The organism is Pseudomonas sp. LBUM1669, assembly GCF_059695705.1.
In genome coordinates, this window is record NZ_CP166785.1 from 343,896 (window position 1) to 362,948 (window position 19,053).

At 56.6% G+C, this 19,053-nt stretch carries 14 protein-coding genes; 7 read left to right on the forward strand and 7 right to left on the reverse strand.

Annotated features, from left to right (window positions below; genetic code table 11):
- Nucleotides 1-3: 3 nt before the first annotated feature.
- The 7 genes from ACA051_RS31335 (at nt 4) to ACA051_RS31365 (ending at nt 11,696) form a co-directional block, all read left to right on the forward strand.
- Nucleotides 4-2,112 carry a TonB-dependent receptor family protein gene (locus tag ACA051_RS31335; protein WP_497375831.1) on the forward strand — a complete coding sequence of 703 codons (2,109 nt, stop codon included), beginning with the start codon at nt 4-6 and terminating at the stop codon, nt 2,110-2,112.
- Between the two features lie 74 nt (nt 2,113-2,186).
- On the forward strand, nt 2,187-3,386 hold the full coding sequence (locus ACA051_RS31340) for an ATP-grasp domain-containing protein (protein ID WP_032861802.1): 1,200 nt from the start codon (nt 2,187-2,189) through the stop codon (nt 3,384-3,386).
- The gene (locus tag ACA051_RS31345; protein WP_497375833.1) at nt 3,383-5,164 is read left to right on the forward strand and encodes an IucA/IucC family protein; all 1,782 of its coding nucleotides are present in this window, start codon (nt 3,383-3,385) and stop codon (nt 5,162-5,164) included. Before ACA051_RS31340 ends, ACA051_RS31345 begins: the two co-directional genes overlap by 4 nt.
- Nucleotides 5,149-6,291, forward strand: coding sequence for an MFS transporter (locus ACA051_RS31350; protein ID WP_032861801.1), 1,143 nt, complete (start codon nt 5,149-5,151; stop codon nt 6,289-6,291). The genes ACA051_RS31345 and ACA051_RS31350 overlap by 16 nt, the downstream gene beginning before the upstream one ends.
- A gap of 23 nt (nt 6,292-6,314) precedes the next feature.
- Complete coding sequence (locus tag ACA051_RS31355) at nt 6,315-8,063, forward strand: IucA/IucC family protein (RefSeq protein ID WP_032861965.1); 1,749 nt, start codon at nt 6,315-6,317, stop codon at nt 8,061-8,063.
- On the forward strand, nt 8,060-9,244 hold the full coding sequence (locus ACA051_RS31360) for a type III PLP-dependent enzyme (protein WP_497375835.1): 1,185 nt from the start codon (nt 8,060-8,062) through the stop codon (nt 9,242-9,244). The genes ACA051_RS31355 and ACA051_RS31360 overlap by 4 nt, the downstream gene beginning before the upstream one ends.
- A gap of 328 nt (nt 9,245-9,572) precedes the next feature.
- On the forward strand, nt 9,573-11,696 hold the full coding sequence (locus ACA051_RS31365) for a TonB-dependent receptor (protein WP_032861799.1): 2,124 nt from the start codon (nt 9,573-9,575) through the stop codon (nt 11,694-11,696).
- 221 nt (nt 11,697-11,917) lie between these two features.
- Here ACA051_RS31365 and ACA051_RS31370 read toward each other — a convergent pair.
- From ACA051_RS31370 to ACA051_RS31400, 7 genes are all read right to left on the reverse strand, one after another.
- Nucleotides 11,918-12,668 (reverse strand): IS5 family transposase gene (locus tag ACA051_RS31370; protein WP_497375776.1). Its coding sequence is split into 2 segments (ribosomal slippage): nt 11,918-12,232 and nt 12,234-12,668, totalling 750 coding nucleotides; the frame shifts between segments, so codons are not numbered across the junction.
- A gap of 89 nt (nt 12,669-12,757) precedes the next feature.
- Entirely contained in the window at nt 12,758-13,126 is a 369-nt protein-coding gene (locus tag ACA051_RS31375) for a hypothetical protein (protein ID WP_232860026.1), read from the reverse strand.
- A 44-nt stretch (nt 13,127-13,170) separates the two neighbouring features.
- Complete coding sequence (locus ACA051_RS31380; protein WP_497375838.1) at nt 13,171-15,264, reverse strand: integrase; 2,094 nt, start codon at nt 15,262-15,264, stop codon at nt 13,171-13,173.
- On the reverse strand, nt 15,254-15,643 hold the full coding sequence (locus tag ACA051_RS31385; RefSeq protein ID WP_497375839.1) for a hypothetical protein: 390 nt from the start codon (nt 15,641-15,643) through the stop codon (nt 15,254-15,256). The genes ACA051_RS31380 and ACA051_RS31385 overlap by 11 nt, the downstream gene beginning before the upstream one ends.
- A 20-nt stretch (nt 15,644-15,663) precedes the next feature.
- The gene (locus tag ACA051_RS31390; RefSeq protein WP_497375840.1) at nt 15,664-16,794 is read right to left on the reverse strand and encodes a hypothetical protein; all 1,131 of its coding nucleotides are present in this window, start codon (nt 16,792-16,794) and stop codon (nt 15,664-15,666) included.
- Nucleotides 16,787-18,040, reverse strand: a complete 1,254-nt coding sequence (locus tag ACA051_RS31395; RefSeq protein WP_497375841.1) for a tyrosine-type recombinase/integrase — start codon at nt 18,038-18,040, stop codon at nt 16,787-16,789. Before ACA051_RS31395 ends, ACA051_RS31390 begins: the two co-directional genes overlap by 8 nt.
- 260 nt (nt 18,041-18,300) lie before the next feature.
- The gene (locus ACA051_RS31400) at nt 18,301-18,573 is read right to left on the reverse strand and encodes a hypothetical protein (RefSeq protein ID WP_497375842.1); all 273 of its coding nucleotides are present in this window, start codon (nt 18,571-18,573) and stop codon (nt 18,301-18,303) included.
- Nucleotides 18,574-19,053: the final 480 nt, after the last annotated feature.

Genomic DNA, 19,053 nt, shown 5'->3' on the forward strand with positions numbered 1-19,053 from the left:
CACATGAAAACAACAACAAACTCCCTACATTTTTCACTCAGTCTTATCACTTTGGGCATCTGTCACGGTGCCGTGGCCGCCGGTCAACCCGTCGATTTGTCCACCAGACCTGCCAGTAACATGGAACTGGCACCCATGATGATTCAGGGTGACGTTCTCGGGACGGCCAGCGATCAGGAGGTGCGTACCTATGCCGGCAGTCGCAGCGTTGTCGACTCCAGCGAACTGAAAAAAGCCAGCGTCCGCGGTGTGGACGACGCGCTGCAACGGGTACCGGGCATCAAGATCTTTGACGAAACAGGCACCGGCGCCTTGCCACAGATATCGGTACGCGGGCTGTACGAGAGTCGTAGCGGCCGGATTCAAGCGTTGTCGGATGGCATTCCACTAGCACTGGCGCCGTACGGCCAGACGGGTCTGTCGCTGTTTCCAGTGACCATGGCCACTGTAGACCGTATTGATGTCGTGCGTGGGGGCGCAGCGGTGCAATACGGTCCGAACAACGTTGGCGGGGTGATCAACTTCATCAGCAAGCCGATTCCGCGCGAGTGGGAAACCACTCTGCAGGAGAAGTTGACGTTCAATGCTGGCGGGCGCCAGTTGTGGGACAACTATGTGGGCACCGGCGGCTACCTGACCGACAACTTCGGCCTGCAACTGGACCTCAATACCCTGGGTGGCGAATACGGGCGCGAGCACTCCGAGACCGATGTGCAGAACTACCGTCTGCGCGGCCAGTGGAACATCGACGACGATCGCGATCTGAGCTTCGGTATCCAGCACTACAAGGCCGATATGGACCTGGCCGGAGCACTCAGCGTGCAGGATTACAAGGATGATCCACGGCAATCGACGCGTCCGCTGGACCGCTTCGAGGGCGACACCAATCGCGTGTGGGGCACCTACACCCAGCGCCTGGGCGCCATGGGGCCGTTCGACTCAGTAGAATACAGCTGGACCAACTTCGCCCACGACAGCTACCGCAACTTCGTAGTCGGCCTGCCGTTCACTCCGGACGGTAAGGCGGTGACCAAACAGGACGGCCCACGCGACTTTAAAGTCTGGGGCACGGAGCCGCGCATCAGTGCCACCATCGATGGCGACACGGTTGGCCAGACCTGGTTGCTGGGCGCCCGTTATGTCAGCGAAGACATCGACTACAAGGTCAACCGCCAGCGCGTCGCTACCGGCGTGACGACGCCGTTCCGGGACTGGAAGTTCGATGACGACGCCCGCGCGTTCTACCTCAGCAACGCCATCAGTCTGCTCGATCATCGCCTGACCATCACCCCCGGCGTGCGCTACGAAAACGCCCGCATGGATTACGCAGACGGCATCACCGGGTTCTCGCGCGAGAACAAATCCGAAGAATGGCTGCCGGGCCTGACGGTGGGTTACCAGGCGACCGACGCCTGGTTTGTCTACGCCAACGCCCAGAAGTCCCTGCGTCCACCGCAAGTCACGCAGATCGTCAAGGAAGGCGATGTCGGCGCCGAACTGGCGTGGAACTACGAGACCGGCGTGCGCTATACGCCATGGGACGGCATGCGCGTCGACTTCAACTTGTACCGCATCGATTTCGACGACCAAATCAACTACAACGCCACGACTGACCGCTTCAATAACCTTGGCAGCACACGTCACCAAGGTTTCGAGAGCGAGATTTTCTGGACGCCGCAAGCTCTACCTGATCTGGACCTGCACGCCAGCTATGCGTACCTCGATGCCAAGCAACGCAACGGCACATTCAAGGGCAACGAAGTGCCGTACTCCTCGCGCAATCAGTTCACGGTTGACAGTCGTTACCGTTTTGCCGAGCACTGGACCTACAACCTTGACGGCCTGTATGTCAGCAGCGCTTACACCGATGCCGCCAACTCCAGCGATGAAGATGCCACAGCCAGTGTGGGCAAACTGCCAGCTTACTGGGTCTGGAACACCGCCATTGAGCGTGAGTTCGAGCTGGCAGACAAAAGCGTCCTGACCGCGTCCGCGGGCATCAGCAACCTGTTCAACCGCGAATACTACTTCCGCGGTATCGACACCAGCCCGTGGGGTCGTCAACCCGCGCCAGAGCGCTCGCTCACCCTAGGCGTCAACTACCGCTTCTAAACCGCGCACTTGCGCACTTGTAAACCAGTGCCCGATCCTCCGGGACGGGCAACTGCTGCCCCCAGGAAACTGCCATGCAACGCCCATTCGTCATTCTTGCCCACGTCGCCCACCCTGCCATTCTTGAGGGTTTCCTGCCTGCCGCGCACAAACGCGGGTTGCCGATCGTGGTGATCACCGACCACGCTCAGGAACACCGGCGCCTGCTCGCCACCTCGCACATTTCGCCGGATGAGCTGCACGTTATCGAATGTGATGTGTTCAATCCGCTAGCGGTCGTCGAGACACTCAACAGCCAGGGTTTGCGCCCCGCCGCAGTGTTCTCCAACAGCGATCACCTGCAGACCGCGACAGCAATGGTGGCCGAGATATTCGAATGCCCCGGCAAGGACTGGCGACTGTGCTATGCGGCAAAGAACAAGGCGGCCATGCGCGAGCGCATGCAACGTCTCGGCTTGCCCGGCCCATGGTTCCAGGTGATTACATCGAATTCCAAACTGCCGACCGATGCGCCATGGCCGGTGGTCGCCAAGCCTCGTGAAGGCGTCGCCAGCCTGGACGTCAGACTGTGTCACAACGCCGCCGATCTGGCCGTTTACTGCAAACAGTTCTGGCAGCAGCAACCGGACCGGGCGTTGTTGCTGGAGGCGTACATGGAAGGTCCTTTATTCACCCTCGAGACACTGGGCGACGGGCGCAACCTGCAAGCCATCGGTGGCTTCGACGTCACCCTTTCAGCACCGCCGCATTTCGTAGAACTCGCCGCACGCTGGAATGGACAACTCAGCCGCGCGCAGCGCGCCGGCGCGCTGGCTCAAGTGGCCGCGTTCGGGGTCAATTTCGGGGTTTGCCACAGCGAGTTCATTCTGACCGCCCAAGGCCCGGTACTGGTTGAGATCAACTATCGCAGCATCGGCGATGGTCGCGAGTTCCTGCTTGATCGGCTGCTGCCACAGGGTTGGTTCGACCGCATCGTCGCTTTGTATTTGGGAGACAGCCTGATCGACGCGCAACCGGCGCAAGCCGAAGCAACCGTTCATTACCTTGTGGTCGACCGCTCGGGGCGTCTGGATCAGGCCAGCGCCAGCTTCAACGTCGAACGTGAGGGCCATTGGTGCGATTACCGCGCACTTCACAACACCGGCGACACCGTGACCATCAGCCATTCCAACAAGGACTACGTCGGCGTACTGAGACTGATCGCGCCGGATGAGGTGAGCCTCGAAGCGCAACTGAATTCGACTCTGAACGACCTGAAGTGGGTGATGGCATGAGCCTGTATCCGGACGCCGCGGATCAGGCGTTCATTACTCGACGCATCATCGATTGCTGCCTGCGCGAGGACATCCGAGGGATCGTCAGCACAGGACAGATTTGTCGGCTGCCGGAAGAACTGAGTCAACACTTGCAGCATCAGCCCGACGCAAGCTGGCTGCGAATCGCCCATCTGGGCGCCGACGAACTATGGCTGCCGGTGGTCAAGGCGTATCCGTTGCAGGACTGGATCGGTACAGGCGACGCCTGGATCAAAGTGTCGCCGCAAAGCCACGGCGCGGTTCAACACGGCTACGGGCTCTGGCTGGGCCACCTGAGCCACGGTCTGGACGAAGAAAGTCTGACGCTGTTCGCGGCGTACCTGAAAGAAGCGGATTGCGCGACCGAACACCGGACCCTGTGCAATCAGGCGTATCGCCAGCATGGCCCTGCGCTGAGCGACGTGACTGCCCTGAAAGACTGGTCGCAGAGGCTGCTGAAGATCGATCAACTGGCGAGCTACCTGGATCACCCGTTTTATCCAACGGCGCGGGCCAAAAGCGGCTTCGATGCCGCCGCGCTCAAAGGCTACGCGCCGGAGTTTGCGCCGCGCTTCGAACTCAACTGGCTGGCGATTCCCAACAACGCCCTGACCCTGACCAGCCCACAGCCGCTGCACTGGCCGGACTTCGAGGACGTCGGCTTGTCACCGACCTTGCAAAACAGCCATTCATTACTGCCAGTACACCCGCTGACATGGGGCGAACTGGAGCAATACGGCCTGCCTGAAGGAACGCTCAAGGCTCCACGTTCGGCCATGCAGGTCGAACCTACGCTGTCCGTGCGCACGGTGGTCTGCATCAATCAACCTCAGTGGCACATCAAACTACCGTTGTTAGTCAGCACGCTCGGTGCGCGCAATTTGCGCCTGATCAAGCCCAGCACCCTATACGACGGTCACTGGTTCCAGACCACCCTGCAGGCCTTGACCGAGCGCGATCCGGCACTGGCGTCACGTTATCTGCACGTTGACGAAAAACACGGTGGTCATGCCGACGAAAGTCGTCACCTAGCCTATATCGTGCGCCGTTACCCGACGGGTCTTGAGAACACCACACTCGTACCTGTCGCCGCGTTGGCCAGTCCGCTTGCCGATGGACGCCTTTTCCTCGAACAGTTGGCCGAGCGCTTCTACGCAGGTTCGTTGCAACACTGGCTGGACGATTATCTCGATCTGCTGCTGCAGGTCCATCTGCGGTTGTGGCTGCATTACGGCATCGCGCTGGAGGCCAACCAGCAGAACGCCGTCTTGATGTTCGAACAAGGTCAGCCATTGCGCCTGCTGATGAAGGACAACGACGCCGCTCGCCTGTGGCCTCAGCGCTTCACCCATGCGTGCCCGGATCTCGCTGATCTGCCGGCAGTCTTGCAGGACGAGCGCATTCGCGTCGACAGCAGCCAACCGTTGGCCGAGATGTTCTGCACCATCACCTTGCAGCTGAATATTGTTGCGATCCTGGAAGCGATAGCGACCGCAGGCCTGGCCTCTCGATCCGGTCTGTACGGCACGCTGCGTCAGCGTCTCATGACCTGTCTGCAACATCTCGAAGCAGAAGGCATCGACTGTGACGACGCGCGTCAATGGCTGCTCGACAGCCCGAAACTGCCGGTGAAATACCTGCTCAGCGCCGGCAGCCTGTTCAGCAAGGCGCATTCCGGTGCCAGCGACATCAACAAGTTCTATGGCTACAGCGCGGCGAACTTCCTGCTGGAGGATGCTCCATGCAACGGAGTCTGATCACCAGCGTTCTGCTGGGGCATTACCTGTCGGCTTTCACGGCGCTGGGTATTCCGTTGTACTTGCCGCGCATCCTCGCCGACCTCGCACCTGACACACCAGGCTGGGCCATCGGGGTGCTGTTCGTACTGCCGACACTCTGCACCGCACTGGCGGCGCCGATCTGGGGACGCTGGGCCGATCGCAACGGTTGTCGCTTGTCGTTGCTGCGTGCGCATGCCGGACTGTTCGCGGGCTTCCTGCTGGCAGGCTTCAGCCCCAATCTGCCGGTGTTCGTCCTGGCATTGATCATCCAGGGCACCTTCGGCGGCGCGATGGCGGCGTCCAACGCCTACCTGTCGACTCAGTTCAAGGAAGGCGATCTGTCCCGCGCCCTGAACTGGACGCAGTATTCAGCACGTCTGGCGATGATCAGTGGCCCAATCCTGTTGGGGCTGCTGACCTCACAGGGTTTGGGATTAAGCCTGTATCGCTATCTGGCCTGGTTACCGCTGCTGGCGTTTGTGCTCGTCCTGCCGCTGCCCAAGGACGCCCCCAAACATGCCTTGAGCAGCAAGAAAGCCGTGGCCTTGGGCGAACTGCCTGAAGACATGCCGCGGCTGATGGCGGTGCAGTTTCTGTTCAGCTTCGCGATGGTCGTCACCTTTCCCTATTTCGTGCCCTTCGGCGAACAACTGAAAATTGGCAACGATGCCTTGATCGGCGTGCTCTACAGCCTGCCGCATCTGGTTTACCTGCTGGCCCTACCCTGGGCTCAGAAGCATCAGGGCAACCTGCTGTTGCCGGGGCTGGCGCTGCTGGCAATCAGTAACGCGTTGCAATTCTGGAGCGTGCAGGCCGAGCCGCTGTTCGCTCTGCGTCTACTCAGCGGGGCCGGCATGTTGCTGAGTTTTGTCGGGCTGCACCGCTGTCTGAGCCAGCGCAGCCGCCAAGGCAGCGCCGGCCGCCTGTTTGGCTGGTTCGACTCCAGTGGCAAATGGGCCGGCACTGCTGCCGGGGTCACTGCCGCTCTGGTCAGTCAGACCTGCGGCATCGCGTCCCCCTTTCTCGTTGCGTGCCTGGCGGCCATAGCGGCCATGGTGCTCGCCCGCCCTCTATTGATGACTTCCCGGGAGATTCCGGCATGACTTTCGCTCTGAATACCGCATCGCTGAACACCGTATCCCAGCATGACCATGCCCTCGATGGCGAAGCCCAACGACATGCCATCGAGTGCCTGCTCAATTGCTATTTGCGCGAATACGCATTGCCCCGCAACGAAGTGAACCTGAACGATCAAGCACAGGATTTGCCGATGAGCCTGCGCCAAGCCAACAGTCGTTGCATCAGCATTCGCCTGCCCAGTGGCCGGTTGATCGTACGCATCGACCGCGCCAGTCTTCTGGGCCGCTGCCACTACATCAGCGCCCCCTACTTCAAAGGCAATAACCAGAGCTGGCGACCGTTGGACGCCCACGAACTGGCGCGCCTGCTCTGTACCCCGCTGAGTGGAGCCGACCGCGTCGGCGAGATGCTGCAACAGATCGGTAACAGCCTGCAGATCACCCGTACCTTTCTGCGGCATTCACGCCCGGCCAACCAAGCAGCCGACAGCCTGCTGGCGTCCGAGCAACATCAGCTGTGGGGCCATGCCCTGCATCCGACACCGAAAAGTCGCGAGGGCATCTCCCATGACGATTTGCTGACCTGCTCGCCGGAAGTTGGGGCGCGCTTTCAGTTGCACTGGTTCAAGGTTGATCCGACGCTGATTCGTCATCAGGGCGAGGATCCGCGCAGCACGCTACGCCAACTGTCGGGGCGTGAGGGCGCCTATCCGTGCCACCCTTGGGAAGTCGCCCGCGTGCTTGCTGACCCGCTGGTGCAACGGGCGCAACAACAGGGTTTGATCACCTACCTCGGCCCCCTGGGTCAGGCCATGTACCCGACGTCGTCTGTGCGCACGCTCTACCATCCGCAGATGGCCTACTTCATGAAGTTCTCGATGCACGTGCGCCTGACCAACTGCGTGCGCAAGAACGCTTGGTATGAACTCGACAGCGCCGTCGCCCTCACTCACCTGCTCGGCCCCATCATGAGCGAGTTGGCGACGCAACAACCGGGCTTCATGTTGATGCCCGAACCCTGCGCCACCAGCCTGGACCTCAGCGCCCTGGGTACGCTGGAGGAGGCCCGCGAAGTCACCGAATGTTTCGGTATCGTTTACCGGGAAAACCTTTCCGTCGCCGAACGCGAGCGTTATCAGCCGCAAGTGGCAATGGCGCTGTTTACCTGGGATCAACAAGGTCGCAGTGTCTGCCGCCCACAGGTACAGCGCTACGCCGACAACACCGGCTTGACCATTGAGCAAGCCACGCTGAACTGGCTCGATGCCTATGCCGGTCAGATGCTCGGCGGTGTGCTGTATTGCCTATTCCGTCAGGGCGTGGCGCTGGAGCCGCATTTGCAGAACACGGTCATCGGCTTCGCTGAAAACGGCCTGCCCAGTCAGGTCTGGATTCGCGATCTGGAAGGTACCAAGCTGGTCCCTGAAATCTGGCCCGCTGAACGCCTGAGTGCGCTGGATGAACGCACCCGCAGCTCGGTGTACTACAGCGCGCAAAAGGCCTGGCAACGAGTGGGCTACTGCGCACTGGTGAACAATCTCGGCGAAGCGATCTTCCATCTGGCCAACGGCAGCGGCATGCTGGAACAACAATTGTGGGACCGAATCGGCGACCTGCTGCACGCGCAATCCACGCGTCTGGGCCATCCGACAGAACTGCGTGAGTTGTGCGCCGGCGCGCCCTTCCCAAGCAAGGAAAATTTCATGACGCGCCTGATGATGCGCGCCGACCGCGAGGCCGATTACACGTTACTGCCCAGCCCGCTGACGATGACTGAAAAGAGGAAACACGCATGAGCCTTCCTGCCTCCGTCACCCAACGCATCGAGCAGCTCAAGACTGAACACGACGCGCCATTGTGCGCCTACGTCTACGACCTGCCTGCCCTTGAACGGCACGTAAAGGCAATGCGTCAGGTACTGCCCGAAAACTGCGAATTGTTCTACGCCGCCAAGGCCAACCCGGAAGCCCTGGTGCTGAAAACCCTGGCGCCGTGGGTAGACGGATTCGAGGCGGCCTCCGGCGGCGAGCTGACGTGGCTGCATGAACAGTGCCCCGACCAGCCGCTGATCTTTGGTGGCCCTGGCAAACTCGATCGCGAACTGGATATCGCCCTGCAGTACCGGATTTCGGCGTTTCACGTGGAGAGCGTGACCGAACTGCGCAGTCTGGCGCGCATCGCCCGCGAACGCGGTGTGCGGGCTCCGGTGATGCTGCGGCTGAATCTGAAGCTGGCCCAGACACCGCAGAGCCGATTGGTCATGGGTGGCAAACCCACGCCGTTCGGTCTGGATGAAGAAGGCCTTGCAAGCGCCCTGCAATTGCTGCGCGAAGAGCCGTCCCTAGAGCTCAAGGGACTGCATTTTCATCTGTTGTCGCACCAGCTGGATGTCGACGCGCACCTTGAATTGATTCGCAGCTACTTCCTGACCTTCCGCCAGCTGTGCGCCGACCACGACCTGCAACTGCCGCTACTGAATGTCGGCGGAGGGATGGGCATCAACTATCAGGACGCGGCCAGGTCATTCGACTGGCCACGGTTTTGTCAGGGCCTGCAGGGGTTGATCAATGAATACGACATGGGCGCGACCCGCATACGTTTCGAGATCGGCCGCTTCATCAGCGCTGCCTGTGGTTACTACGTCATGCAGGTGCTGGACATCAAAAGCAGTCACGGCGAGATTTTTGCCATCGGACGTGGCGGTACCCATCACTTTCGCACGCCTGCGGCTCAAGGCCACAATCATCCGTTCACGGTACTACGAGGCTCGCAGCCGGCACAAATCAGTGATCAGTCCGTGACGCTGGTGGGCCAGTTGTGTACACCAAAAGACGTCCTTGCCAGACAACAACCAGTGGCGCAGCTAGCGATTGGTGACCTGCTAGTATTCACTCTCGCGGGCGCCTATGCCTGGAACATCTCGCACCAGAACTTCCTGATGCACGAACCGCCGTTGAAGGTTTTTATCGAGGGCTGATTCCACGCTATTGTCAGCCTCTGTGCTGCCCTTCCCGTATCTGTGGCTGCTTGTCCGATGTGTCCTTCAAACTCTTCGGACCACTACAGTTTGCCTATCCCTTATGTTAAGGGGGGGGGAAACGGTGTCCTGTCTTTCAGAGGGCTCGTCCAGATGGGATGATTGCAGTCCTTCAACCAAGCAAGTTGGAGGGAGCGCTCCTGTCGGCCACCTATTAAGTTGAGACGGTCGTTCCGAGTCGTGCCAATGGCTTGAATCAGAATGATATGTATTTACTTACAAAAGATAATCGTTATCATCTGCGCGATAATTCATACAAAAGGTGTTCATGGTGGCTCGATCGCGCATTTACCCAGTCTCTCTGTCGTTGCTGGGCGTTCTGGTTGTACCTGATTTACAGGCAGAAACGGAGTCTGCTCTAACCCTACCGGCAACCGCTGTGAACAGTGAGTACAGCGAGCAGAGCTACATGTCGACCGAGAGCAGGAGCGCGCTGAAGATCGATGCCCCTCTACGAGATATCCCGCAAACCGTCAACGTAATTCCCCAGAGCGTTATCAAGGATCAGGGGGCTCAGTCGATGGAAGACGTGCTGAAGAATGTCCCCGGTATCGGCCTGTCCAATGGCGATGGCCAGCGCGATCAAGTCACCATCCGTGGTTTCAGCGCCATTGGCGACATGTACGTCGACGGCATTCGTGACGATGCGCTGTACTTCCGTGATCTGTCCAACGTCGAGCGGGTGGAAGTGATCAAGGGGCCGGCCGCAGTACTCTATGGCCGAGGCTCTTCGGGCGGTCTGATCAACAGCATCAGCAAGAAGCCCAACTTCACGCCCAAGCAGGAGGTCGGTGTCAGTGTCGACAGCGAGGGCAAAAAGCGCACTCAGTTCGATGCCGGTTGGGCCGATCAGCAACAGGGCGATAAAGCCTTTCGTGTGACAGGGGCGCTGGAGAACAGCGACACCTTCCGGGATGACGGCTACATCGACCGCAAGGCCATCGCGCCTTCGGCCTACTTCAAGCTCTCCGACGATCTGGAACTGAACCTGGGCGCTACCTATCTGTATGACAAGCGCCTGATCGACTTCGGTATCCCAGCACGAGGCGACCGTCCAGTCGATGTGGACCGCGATAAGCGTTTCGGTTCCGCTGATCCAGATGACGATTACACCCGCAGCGAAGTGTTCTCGTTCACGGCCGGCGTCGATTACAGCATCAATGACGACTTCACCCTGAGCAACACCAGCCGCTACTACCACTACGACCTGGATCGCAACAATACGCTCGCGGACTCCAGTCCAACGCGTTTCGTTACCGCCGCCAACGGCGAATTGCTGGTAAAACTCAACCGCGGCAACGTGCAGCGCAAGGAAGACGGTTGGTTCAACCAGACCGAACTCAAGCAGCGCGCCGTGCTCGCCGGGATGAACCATAACCTGCTCTATGGTGTGGAGCTGGGGCGCCAGGTGAAGGACCAGTCCGTGTTCAGCCAACCCAACGTGGCAAGGGTGCCGGTGTACCGCGATGCTTTGGTCGACGTGCCGTTCCAGGCCAACCGGCAAACCGCCAAGGGCACCAATACTCAGGACACTGCCGGGTTCTACGTGCAGGACCTGATCGAACTGGCGCCGCAGTGGAAAGCTCTGCTGGGAGTGCGTTATGACGTGTTTGACCAGGAATACGCCGATGACCTGACGAACAAGGAACTCTCCCGCACCGACACTACCTGGAGTCCGCGAGTCGGTCTGGTCTACCAGCCTGATCATGTGCAGTCCTATTACGTCTCGGTGAGCCGTTCCTACCAGCCCTCTGCCGAAATGTTCGCTCTGAGCACGACGAACCAGGACCTTGAGCCGGAGGAAACCACCAACTTCGAGATCGGCGGCAAATGGGACCTGCTCGACAATCGCCTGGCGTTGACGGCGGCGCTGTTCCGGCTGGAACGCACCAACATGAAAACCACCGATCCGGCGAACCCGACCAAACTGGTGCTTGCGGGAGAGCAGCGTACTGATGGTCTCGAACTGACCGCCAGTGGGCAGTTGAGCGAAAAATGGCAGGTATATGCCGGTTACGCCTATCTGGATGCCGAGATCACCAAGTCCAACAGCCGTACCAACGGTATCGCCAACGAAGGCCAGACTCCGACCTTGACCCCGCGCCACAGTGCCAATTTGTGGTTGGTACGTTCTTTGACACAGGAGTGGCGTGTAGGCATGGGGGCGAACTATGTCGATGACCGTTACACCGCCTTGGATAACCAAGTGGTCATGCCGGCCTACACCACCGTGGACGCAGCGTTGCTCTACAACCAGCCGAAATGGGACATGGCCCTGCGTCTGCGCAATGTCTTCGACAAGGACTATTACGCTTCGGCGCATGGCTCGGTGGATCTGATCACACCCGGCGCACCACGGACGCTGGAGCTGAGCACCAACTACCGCTTCTGAGTACGGACCTGAAGAACAAACGCCCGGCATTGTCGAGCGTTTCCTCACGGCTGGGCCTGTACTCCCAGCCGTGCAGTGGCAGCTTTCAAAAGCCCAACTAATCTTCAATGCGCGGGTTTGAGTGAGAATCTGTCGTGTGAGAGCTTTAACGATACGAGTTTGCTCTTATAGATCAATGGCTTGAGATGAAACGGCAACAGACCCTAGGGGCTGTTCCCGTTTCACATGGGTAACCAGAGGAAGGCACAAGCCATAGCCACCACGCTTTCGTAATTTCTCTTGAGTTTGTCGAAGCGCGATGCGACCGCTCGATAGTGCTTCAGCCGGGCAAAAGCGTTTTCTACCAGGTGCCGGTTGCGGTAAAGCTCTTTATCCAGATCCGCATTGCCTTTCACTGAGTTGCGTTTTCTCGGAATCACGGCTTTGGCACCTTGTTGTTCAACCTGTTCGCGTATGGCCTCACTGTCATAACCTTTGTCCGCAATGATCGTTTCAGCAGTGGGAACCCTGGCAATCAACGCAGACGCCTGTGTGCAGATCGTTGATCTGGCCTCCAGTGATTTCAAACACGACTGGTAGCCCGTAGGCATCTACAGCCAAGTGGATCTTGCTGGTGTTGCCTGCTCGGCTTTTCCCTATGGCCTCATCCTTGCTACTGGCAGCACCTGCACTGTGCTGGTGGGCCTTGGCATAGCTGCCATCGATGAAAACCCATTCCATGTCCGGTTCAGTCACCAGCGCCTGAAAAACCTTGAGCCACTTACCTGACGCGGACCAGGCATTGAAACGCTTGTAGACTTTGCTCCAGCTTCCGAATGCCTCGGGCAAGTCTCTCCAGGGGCATCCTGTGCGCATGCGATACAGCATGCCTTCGACGGTCATCCGTAGATCACGCTTGTTGTAGATGGCCTTGTGCAGCAGAATTTCCCGCAGCTTCGACCAGTGCTCATCACTGAGCAGTAATCGGGGCATTGCAAGCTCGTATTGGTGTTGTGTGAGAGCTATAACGATACGAGCTTGTTCTTATATATCAATGGCTTAGATCGAAACGGGAACAACCCCTAGGGTGTCTGCTGTCGATTGATGATGGGCAGAGGGCGGGAAAGAAACTGTTCATCCAAGCCCCGAATGTAAGCGTTATAAGCCCAGCGTACAAACTGCTCGAGCAATCGATCATTCTCCATCCGCAGACGTTGATTCTCCGCTTCCAAACGAGCAATTCGCTCGTTTGCAACTTGTAATTCAGGACTGCTGGCCTTCTTCACTCCTACTGTGGTTGAGAGTGTTTGCTTACGCAGTATGAACGCACGCCGAATCCGCTCATGTTTATGCAGAGTCTGGCGCGTGTAGGTTCCTCGTAAACGGCGAGCGACGCTTAAGATCAGCAGGTCCCACGTCAGTTTTCCAGACCAACCATCCAGGATCGACACGATCTGCTCTATAGCATCTGGGGTTAGATTTCTCGAACGAGACATTACAGGTCCTCAGCCTCTATGCATGGCACATCTGGATCTTCAGTGTCTGGTCCCGGCAAATTACGCTTGTTCAATATTTTATGGTGGGTCAGCAACTGTTCCAGCCTTGACGCTGGGACGATCCCACGCGGCTGGATAATTGCATTTGCGGCAACGGAAGAGTCCTCAAAAATGGCACACAGTTCATCCAGTCGTTTAAGGGTCAGTGTCTGGTGCTCGACCCAACGGTTGGCACCAAACTCCTCCTCGCCCAGCGCTTCTAACGCTTTTGCGAGGAGGGCCTGGGTTTCCTGACGATACTGGCGTATAGCCTGCTCTCGAACCACATCACCTTTGATGCATACATGCTCATCACAATTGGGGCAATCTCGATGGAGTTGGCAAGGCAACATGGAAAAATCGTGCAGGCAATACCTCAAATCCGTTGTATGGGCGGTCATGATCTTCAGCGTCGCAAACTGATCCCGCGAGATCAAACTACTTGGAGGGATACCTGCCACATGACCTGCCGACTTTTCCGGGTCACCCAAAGCGGACCTCGCGAGCGCCAACACATCCCTATCGGACTGATGGTCATAGCACTTGTTTTGTCCGAGTTTGGCGCGACCGCTCCATTTGGCGATGTCGAGTTGCGATAATCCGCCCATCTGTGCCACGGTATTTAAAAAATGGCGAAATTGATGCGTCGTGATATTCATTGGACTGCCATCTAACTCACGATAACCGAACCGTTCGAAAATATTGAGAAAAGTTCGAGTACTACCTAGTTGCTTCTGAGTATAAGCGGTGTCTGGCAAGACGATTACCCCACGGTACGTTCCCCACAGCTCGGTTAGCTCATTCAGCCGTGTCAAGCAAAGCGCTTCACTGTACTTCAGGTTGTTCTTCTGATCTGCCAGCGGGAAGTTAGCTGGCAGCATCGAAAGGATTACTCGCTCAACGTCCGCGAACAAAAACCTCGGAGCATGTCTCTGCTGTGGGTCATATGGAATATGTTCAAAAATCCCCTGCTTTCTGCACCACCCCGCCCCTTGCGCGGTTTGATTGCCATTGGGGGGTGGGGCGAGAAAAACAATCGCGCCCACCTGTTCTGAACTAATTAACGACCGCCCCCGTAACGCCTCCAGCTCCGTTGGCAAATACATCGCATCAGGGTGCTGCTCATACCACCGTGCCACTTCCCGCGCTGGCGTGGAAATGGACCTGAGCTTACTCACCGCCTCGCGGGCAACACTGGCCGTGGATTGCACCACCCATTTGACTTGTGCCTTACCACCCTTTGAAGGCCGCCAGCGCAATCCATACAGTTGTTGATTTGCTTTTGGATCGAACTCCTCGACTTCACACTGGTTTGAAATGGACATCACCTCATTAATGCGGCTCGGCGCCGACGCAAGCAACGCACAGACACTGGAGGTAAAAATATCGCCTGGCTTCTCGGCGGTTCTGAAAATTTCGGCAATCGCTTCTAACGAAGCTGACGAGGGCAGACGGGCCCGGCGCGACGCATCAAACTCTGGGCCAACACTGCGCACAAAGTTCGCTGGTGCCCGAAGTGGATTTTGCCATTGAAGAGGCAGCGTACAGAGTTGATGCTCCACCAGGAACTGCGAAATGCGTTTGAGTTCTGCCCCGGCAAAAAATGCGGCAGAGGCTTGGTAGCGTTCGTTTAGTATCGCGCACGCACGATTAAAATGCGCCAGACTTGCCTTAATAGGTGTGACACAACTCTCCGTTTCTTCCAGAGCTACAGCGAGGGAGCGGAGCGCGGCCAATCGTGAACTGACGGTTGTATACGCGCACAACGAATAATCATAACGGCAGTAGGCTTTGGCAAAGTCTTTGTAAGGCTGAGGCAAGCAACAGGAATCCTTTTGCCCTCGTCCACTGGGGAATCCATGAAATCGCATGCTTGAACAAGAATTACGTCGTTTCAATCGAACAAAATTGGTGACATCCCAACTGTCCGCATCAAAGACCAACTCACTGCCAAAAGCCGTCAGAGACTCTCTGGCGAGGGTAACGAAGTCCCTGAGATTGTCCTCAGCCGCCTGCTCTGCTCGGGGCTTAAACAGGATTACCCTATCGTCCATGAGCCTGCTCCTTTCTGCTGCGACATAATTGGACCACTTCTGCCACTGCGAGCAGCGTTCGATCGTTGATCGCCGCGATACGACCGTCCGGATAGCGTTTAGCATCCGCTAGCAAGAAATCCAGGACCGCCTCATGCGGCCCGTCCAACCAAGGTTGAAAACACTGACAGGTGTAACAGGCCACGGGGGCAAATAATCCGCAGAAACTGAAGCTGCCACATGACCCCATTGGCCGTGCGCTTTGATCGATACGCAAATCGATAATTCGGCTGGAGCGGTCTGCTCCACGAACGGCATTGTCCTCATGAGCTATCAGTTGACCTTTAAAAGCTTGAGCCAGAGGCGCCATGTACAGCGCAGTCGCCTTTTCAATCCGCATCGCAAGCTCTGGTGTCGCAGCTACTTGACAGCCGCAGAGTCAGTTCGCGAATGATCAAGCAAGTCCGCAATGACCAAAACCCCGTGCCCTTCACGCGCAAGATTCGTCCCTAACGTACGCCGAAAGCGCAAGGCACAGATGTTAACTATTTCCCCCGTGCGCTCAGAGCGGACGGATAGCTTGTCCAACGCGGTCACCAACAATTTCCGTAAATTCTCGCTGGTACGGTGGTATCTGGCCCATCCTGGCCCGTCCGCCAAATACTGTGACTGCCGGGGTAAAGGAAACAGGGGCGCCTGCTGGGGGTCTGGAAACGCTCCAATAAAGCGCTCACTGACGCGTCGGGCATAATCAAACAACGGTCGACCAATTTGATTCACCAGCGCTCGCGGCTTGAGTTCCTGGCGGAGCAATGCGTTTTGTTGCTTCGCACGCGGAACAAGCAAAAGAAAAGACTCTGTTCCATCCGCAGCCACCGAGCGCACAACATCACAAACCTTTAAGGCTGCCAACTGAACAGGGCGGGAACCCAACGCAATAAACAACCATGCCAGCAGGTATATGTCCTCACTCAAACGCCCTGCGCCGTAAGCTTCATTCAGGGCATCTTGAATACCCACTTGCTCAATTGGAGTAAATGGACCCAACTCGGGATCCCACGTCAATACAGCGATTCCGGTTTCTCGCTTCCGGAGCTTTTTCCTGTCCAGGACGTACACCACATCATCCTGAATACCCCGCAAGCTCATGGCATGCCATCGGCGTAAAAACGCAAAGAGATCGCGTGTTTGAAAGTCATTGGCATCGCAATGTATCAATACGTCATTTCCGCAGATAGTTTCCAACGGTTCAACGCGCCCCTCTTGCAATCGCAAGGCAAATGCTTTTAAAGCCGCAAAGCGACCCATCACAGTACTTGGCGCCCTATTTTCAACGAACCAAATCAACGTAAGATGGAATGAAGCCATGAGCACAGCAGAAAAATGTAGCCCAGAAAAACCCATGTAAACCGAATACACACCGTCCCGGTACGACCAAGCAGGCCGGTTAGGATCAAACGCGATACCGCTTTTGCTACGAATTACCGACGGAAGTGAAGGACAGAAATCAATTCCATCGATTACGAAGTTTTTCCCTGGTTTTTTAATCATCGGAAGGAGCCTCCACACGCAATTGTTTTTGCATTTGCAAGGACACAGCGGTGGCTTTTTTCTTGATATGACGCTGGTTATACACAATCGCCATTCCGGATGTTTCGGACCACCCCATCAATCGTGACCGCAGTTTTTGCTCCATGGTCGGCGACACATCACTTCTATCAACCGCTTCCGAAAAAATATCGTTCCAGGTATGGCGAAGGAGATGAGGGCAGATGTTTTCTGGTAGTTCCGGACAGTGTTGCCGTAAAGTGATAAATACTTTATTTAGCGCCGCAAGACTCAGTGGTTTTCCTGAGCCACCGGCTACCCAAAGATATTCATGCTTACGCGAGCCTGTAACATTTCGACGAATGGACATTACATACGCTCGCGTGAGCGCTACCAACTCTGCGTCGAGCGCTAATAATCGACCGCTTGTTTTGGCATTCGGCTGTCTCAACCGTGGATCCGCCGGATCGTCTGCCCTCCTGGCAATTAAAACTTCATTGGTCTGAAAGTTAATATCCGAGATTTTGACACCAAGCAACTCACCTCTCCTGACTCCCAAGGACAATAGCCAGCGAATCATTAAGTAGTTTCGCTGCCGAACAAATTCATGAGACCACGGATTATGCTCAAACTCTGGAGCAACCACCTGTTGCAGTAGCGATACCATTTGTTCAGTTAGGCCCTCGCGAGGCGTAACATTGGATAAGCGCTGCACTGAAGGAATGCGAGCCTTTATGGCTGTAGAAACCAGTTCACGGAGTTTTTCCACCCCTGAAAAATGTGGGTTTCCTGCGCCTGTTTTTAGTAAGTGGTCGGTCGCAATCCAGTCAAGGTAACGGGCAATGTATAAAAGCCGTATAGCAATAGTACCAGGATGAATTTTTGGCGTACTAAAGCCACTGGTAGACCATGGCGATACAAACTTTCCATTTCCAATTTTTTTTCTGTCGCCCGCTGTAATTGGTAATTTACACGCCCCAACGATAGCTTCTATGTCTCCAACCGTTAAAAACTGGCCGTCGCGCAAACGGGCGGACAAATCTATCTTTAGTTCATCAAAAACAATGAACAGCACCATCAACGACCGAAGCGCCTGTTGGAGTGTGCTCGTCGACAAATTCGCCGTTCGTAACTCTGTCAGTACCCAAAGGTTAGCGCTGTGCACGGGCATGCCGTCTTGCTGAAGGCAAAGCACTGGAAAGCGCTCACCACCGTCGAACCGCACGAGTTTGATTCTGTAAGGGTTCATTGTTTACACACTCCTAAGGTAAACTATAATGAACCCTAGACTACAATCCTACTTTTCGCAAAAAAGTACGCTAATCCTCTGTTTTTATTATATTTCCCTCCTAAATATTTACGTTTTAATAGAAGTCGGCGCTACGTCCTCAGCCCCGCATGGCGAGGCGTGAGGTGTACCTGTGCAGCATTTCCTGTATTGGTGACAGCGTTCGACCGGCGTCGGTCAAATCACTGAGGTTTGCGATCAGATCACGGCGGCGCTGCGCATCACAGGTCCGGTTGATCGGCGAGCCGACGGCAGACGACATCCATCAGATCACACCCTTCGCGAAGCAGCAGGACAAGCACCGACGAGAATTCTTGGATCAATATTGGCCTGCCGAACTCTACTTCCTGATGAACAAGTGCCTCTAGGAACTGAGTCGCGAGCCTGATCCTGTGATCGGCGTTTTCGTGCAAGACGTCAAGCGGCGCCTGGGTGTCAATCAATAACGAAGGGATGCAGCAGTCGATTCCGGTGATAGGCAGATAACGGTTCATTGTCGGACGTTCCTCGCGGCAAATAGCAGTGTCAGACAAAAGCGTCTGAATGTTATCCAAGCAAAGCTGTTCCCGGTTACCCCTGCCACTTCATCGCGTTCGCCAGAGTTTGAAGGAAATGTCCTACGAACCCTTCACAGCATCAATCGACCCTATGCCCGAATCGCGGATGGCCGCCGGTCATTGGCGCGGACACGCCCGGTGCCCTGGCCACCTCCCCTGCTTTCGCTCCAAGCTGCTTCTACAAGCCCTAGTCACCTCAATAGTGAATAGCCTTTGTCCGTTTCAACGTGTGGCATTAGATATACAGCTGATTTTTCGCAATCCATAGTGTATTCATCATTAATTTTCCTTTTAACTATATGAAGCTAAAGTGCAAATGATGATTTCTATGCGGGTATTACCCAATTTTGTCTTGTATCAGCTGATACAGCCGGTACAGAATGGCCCCATTCGTACTTTCACCCGCCGGTGCCGCAC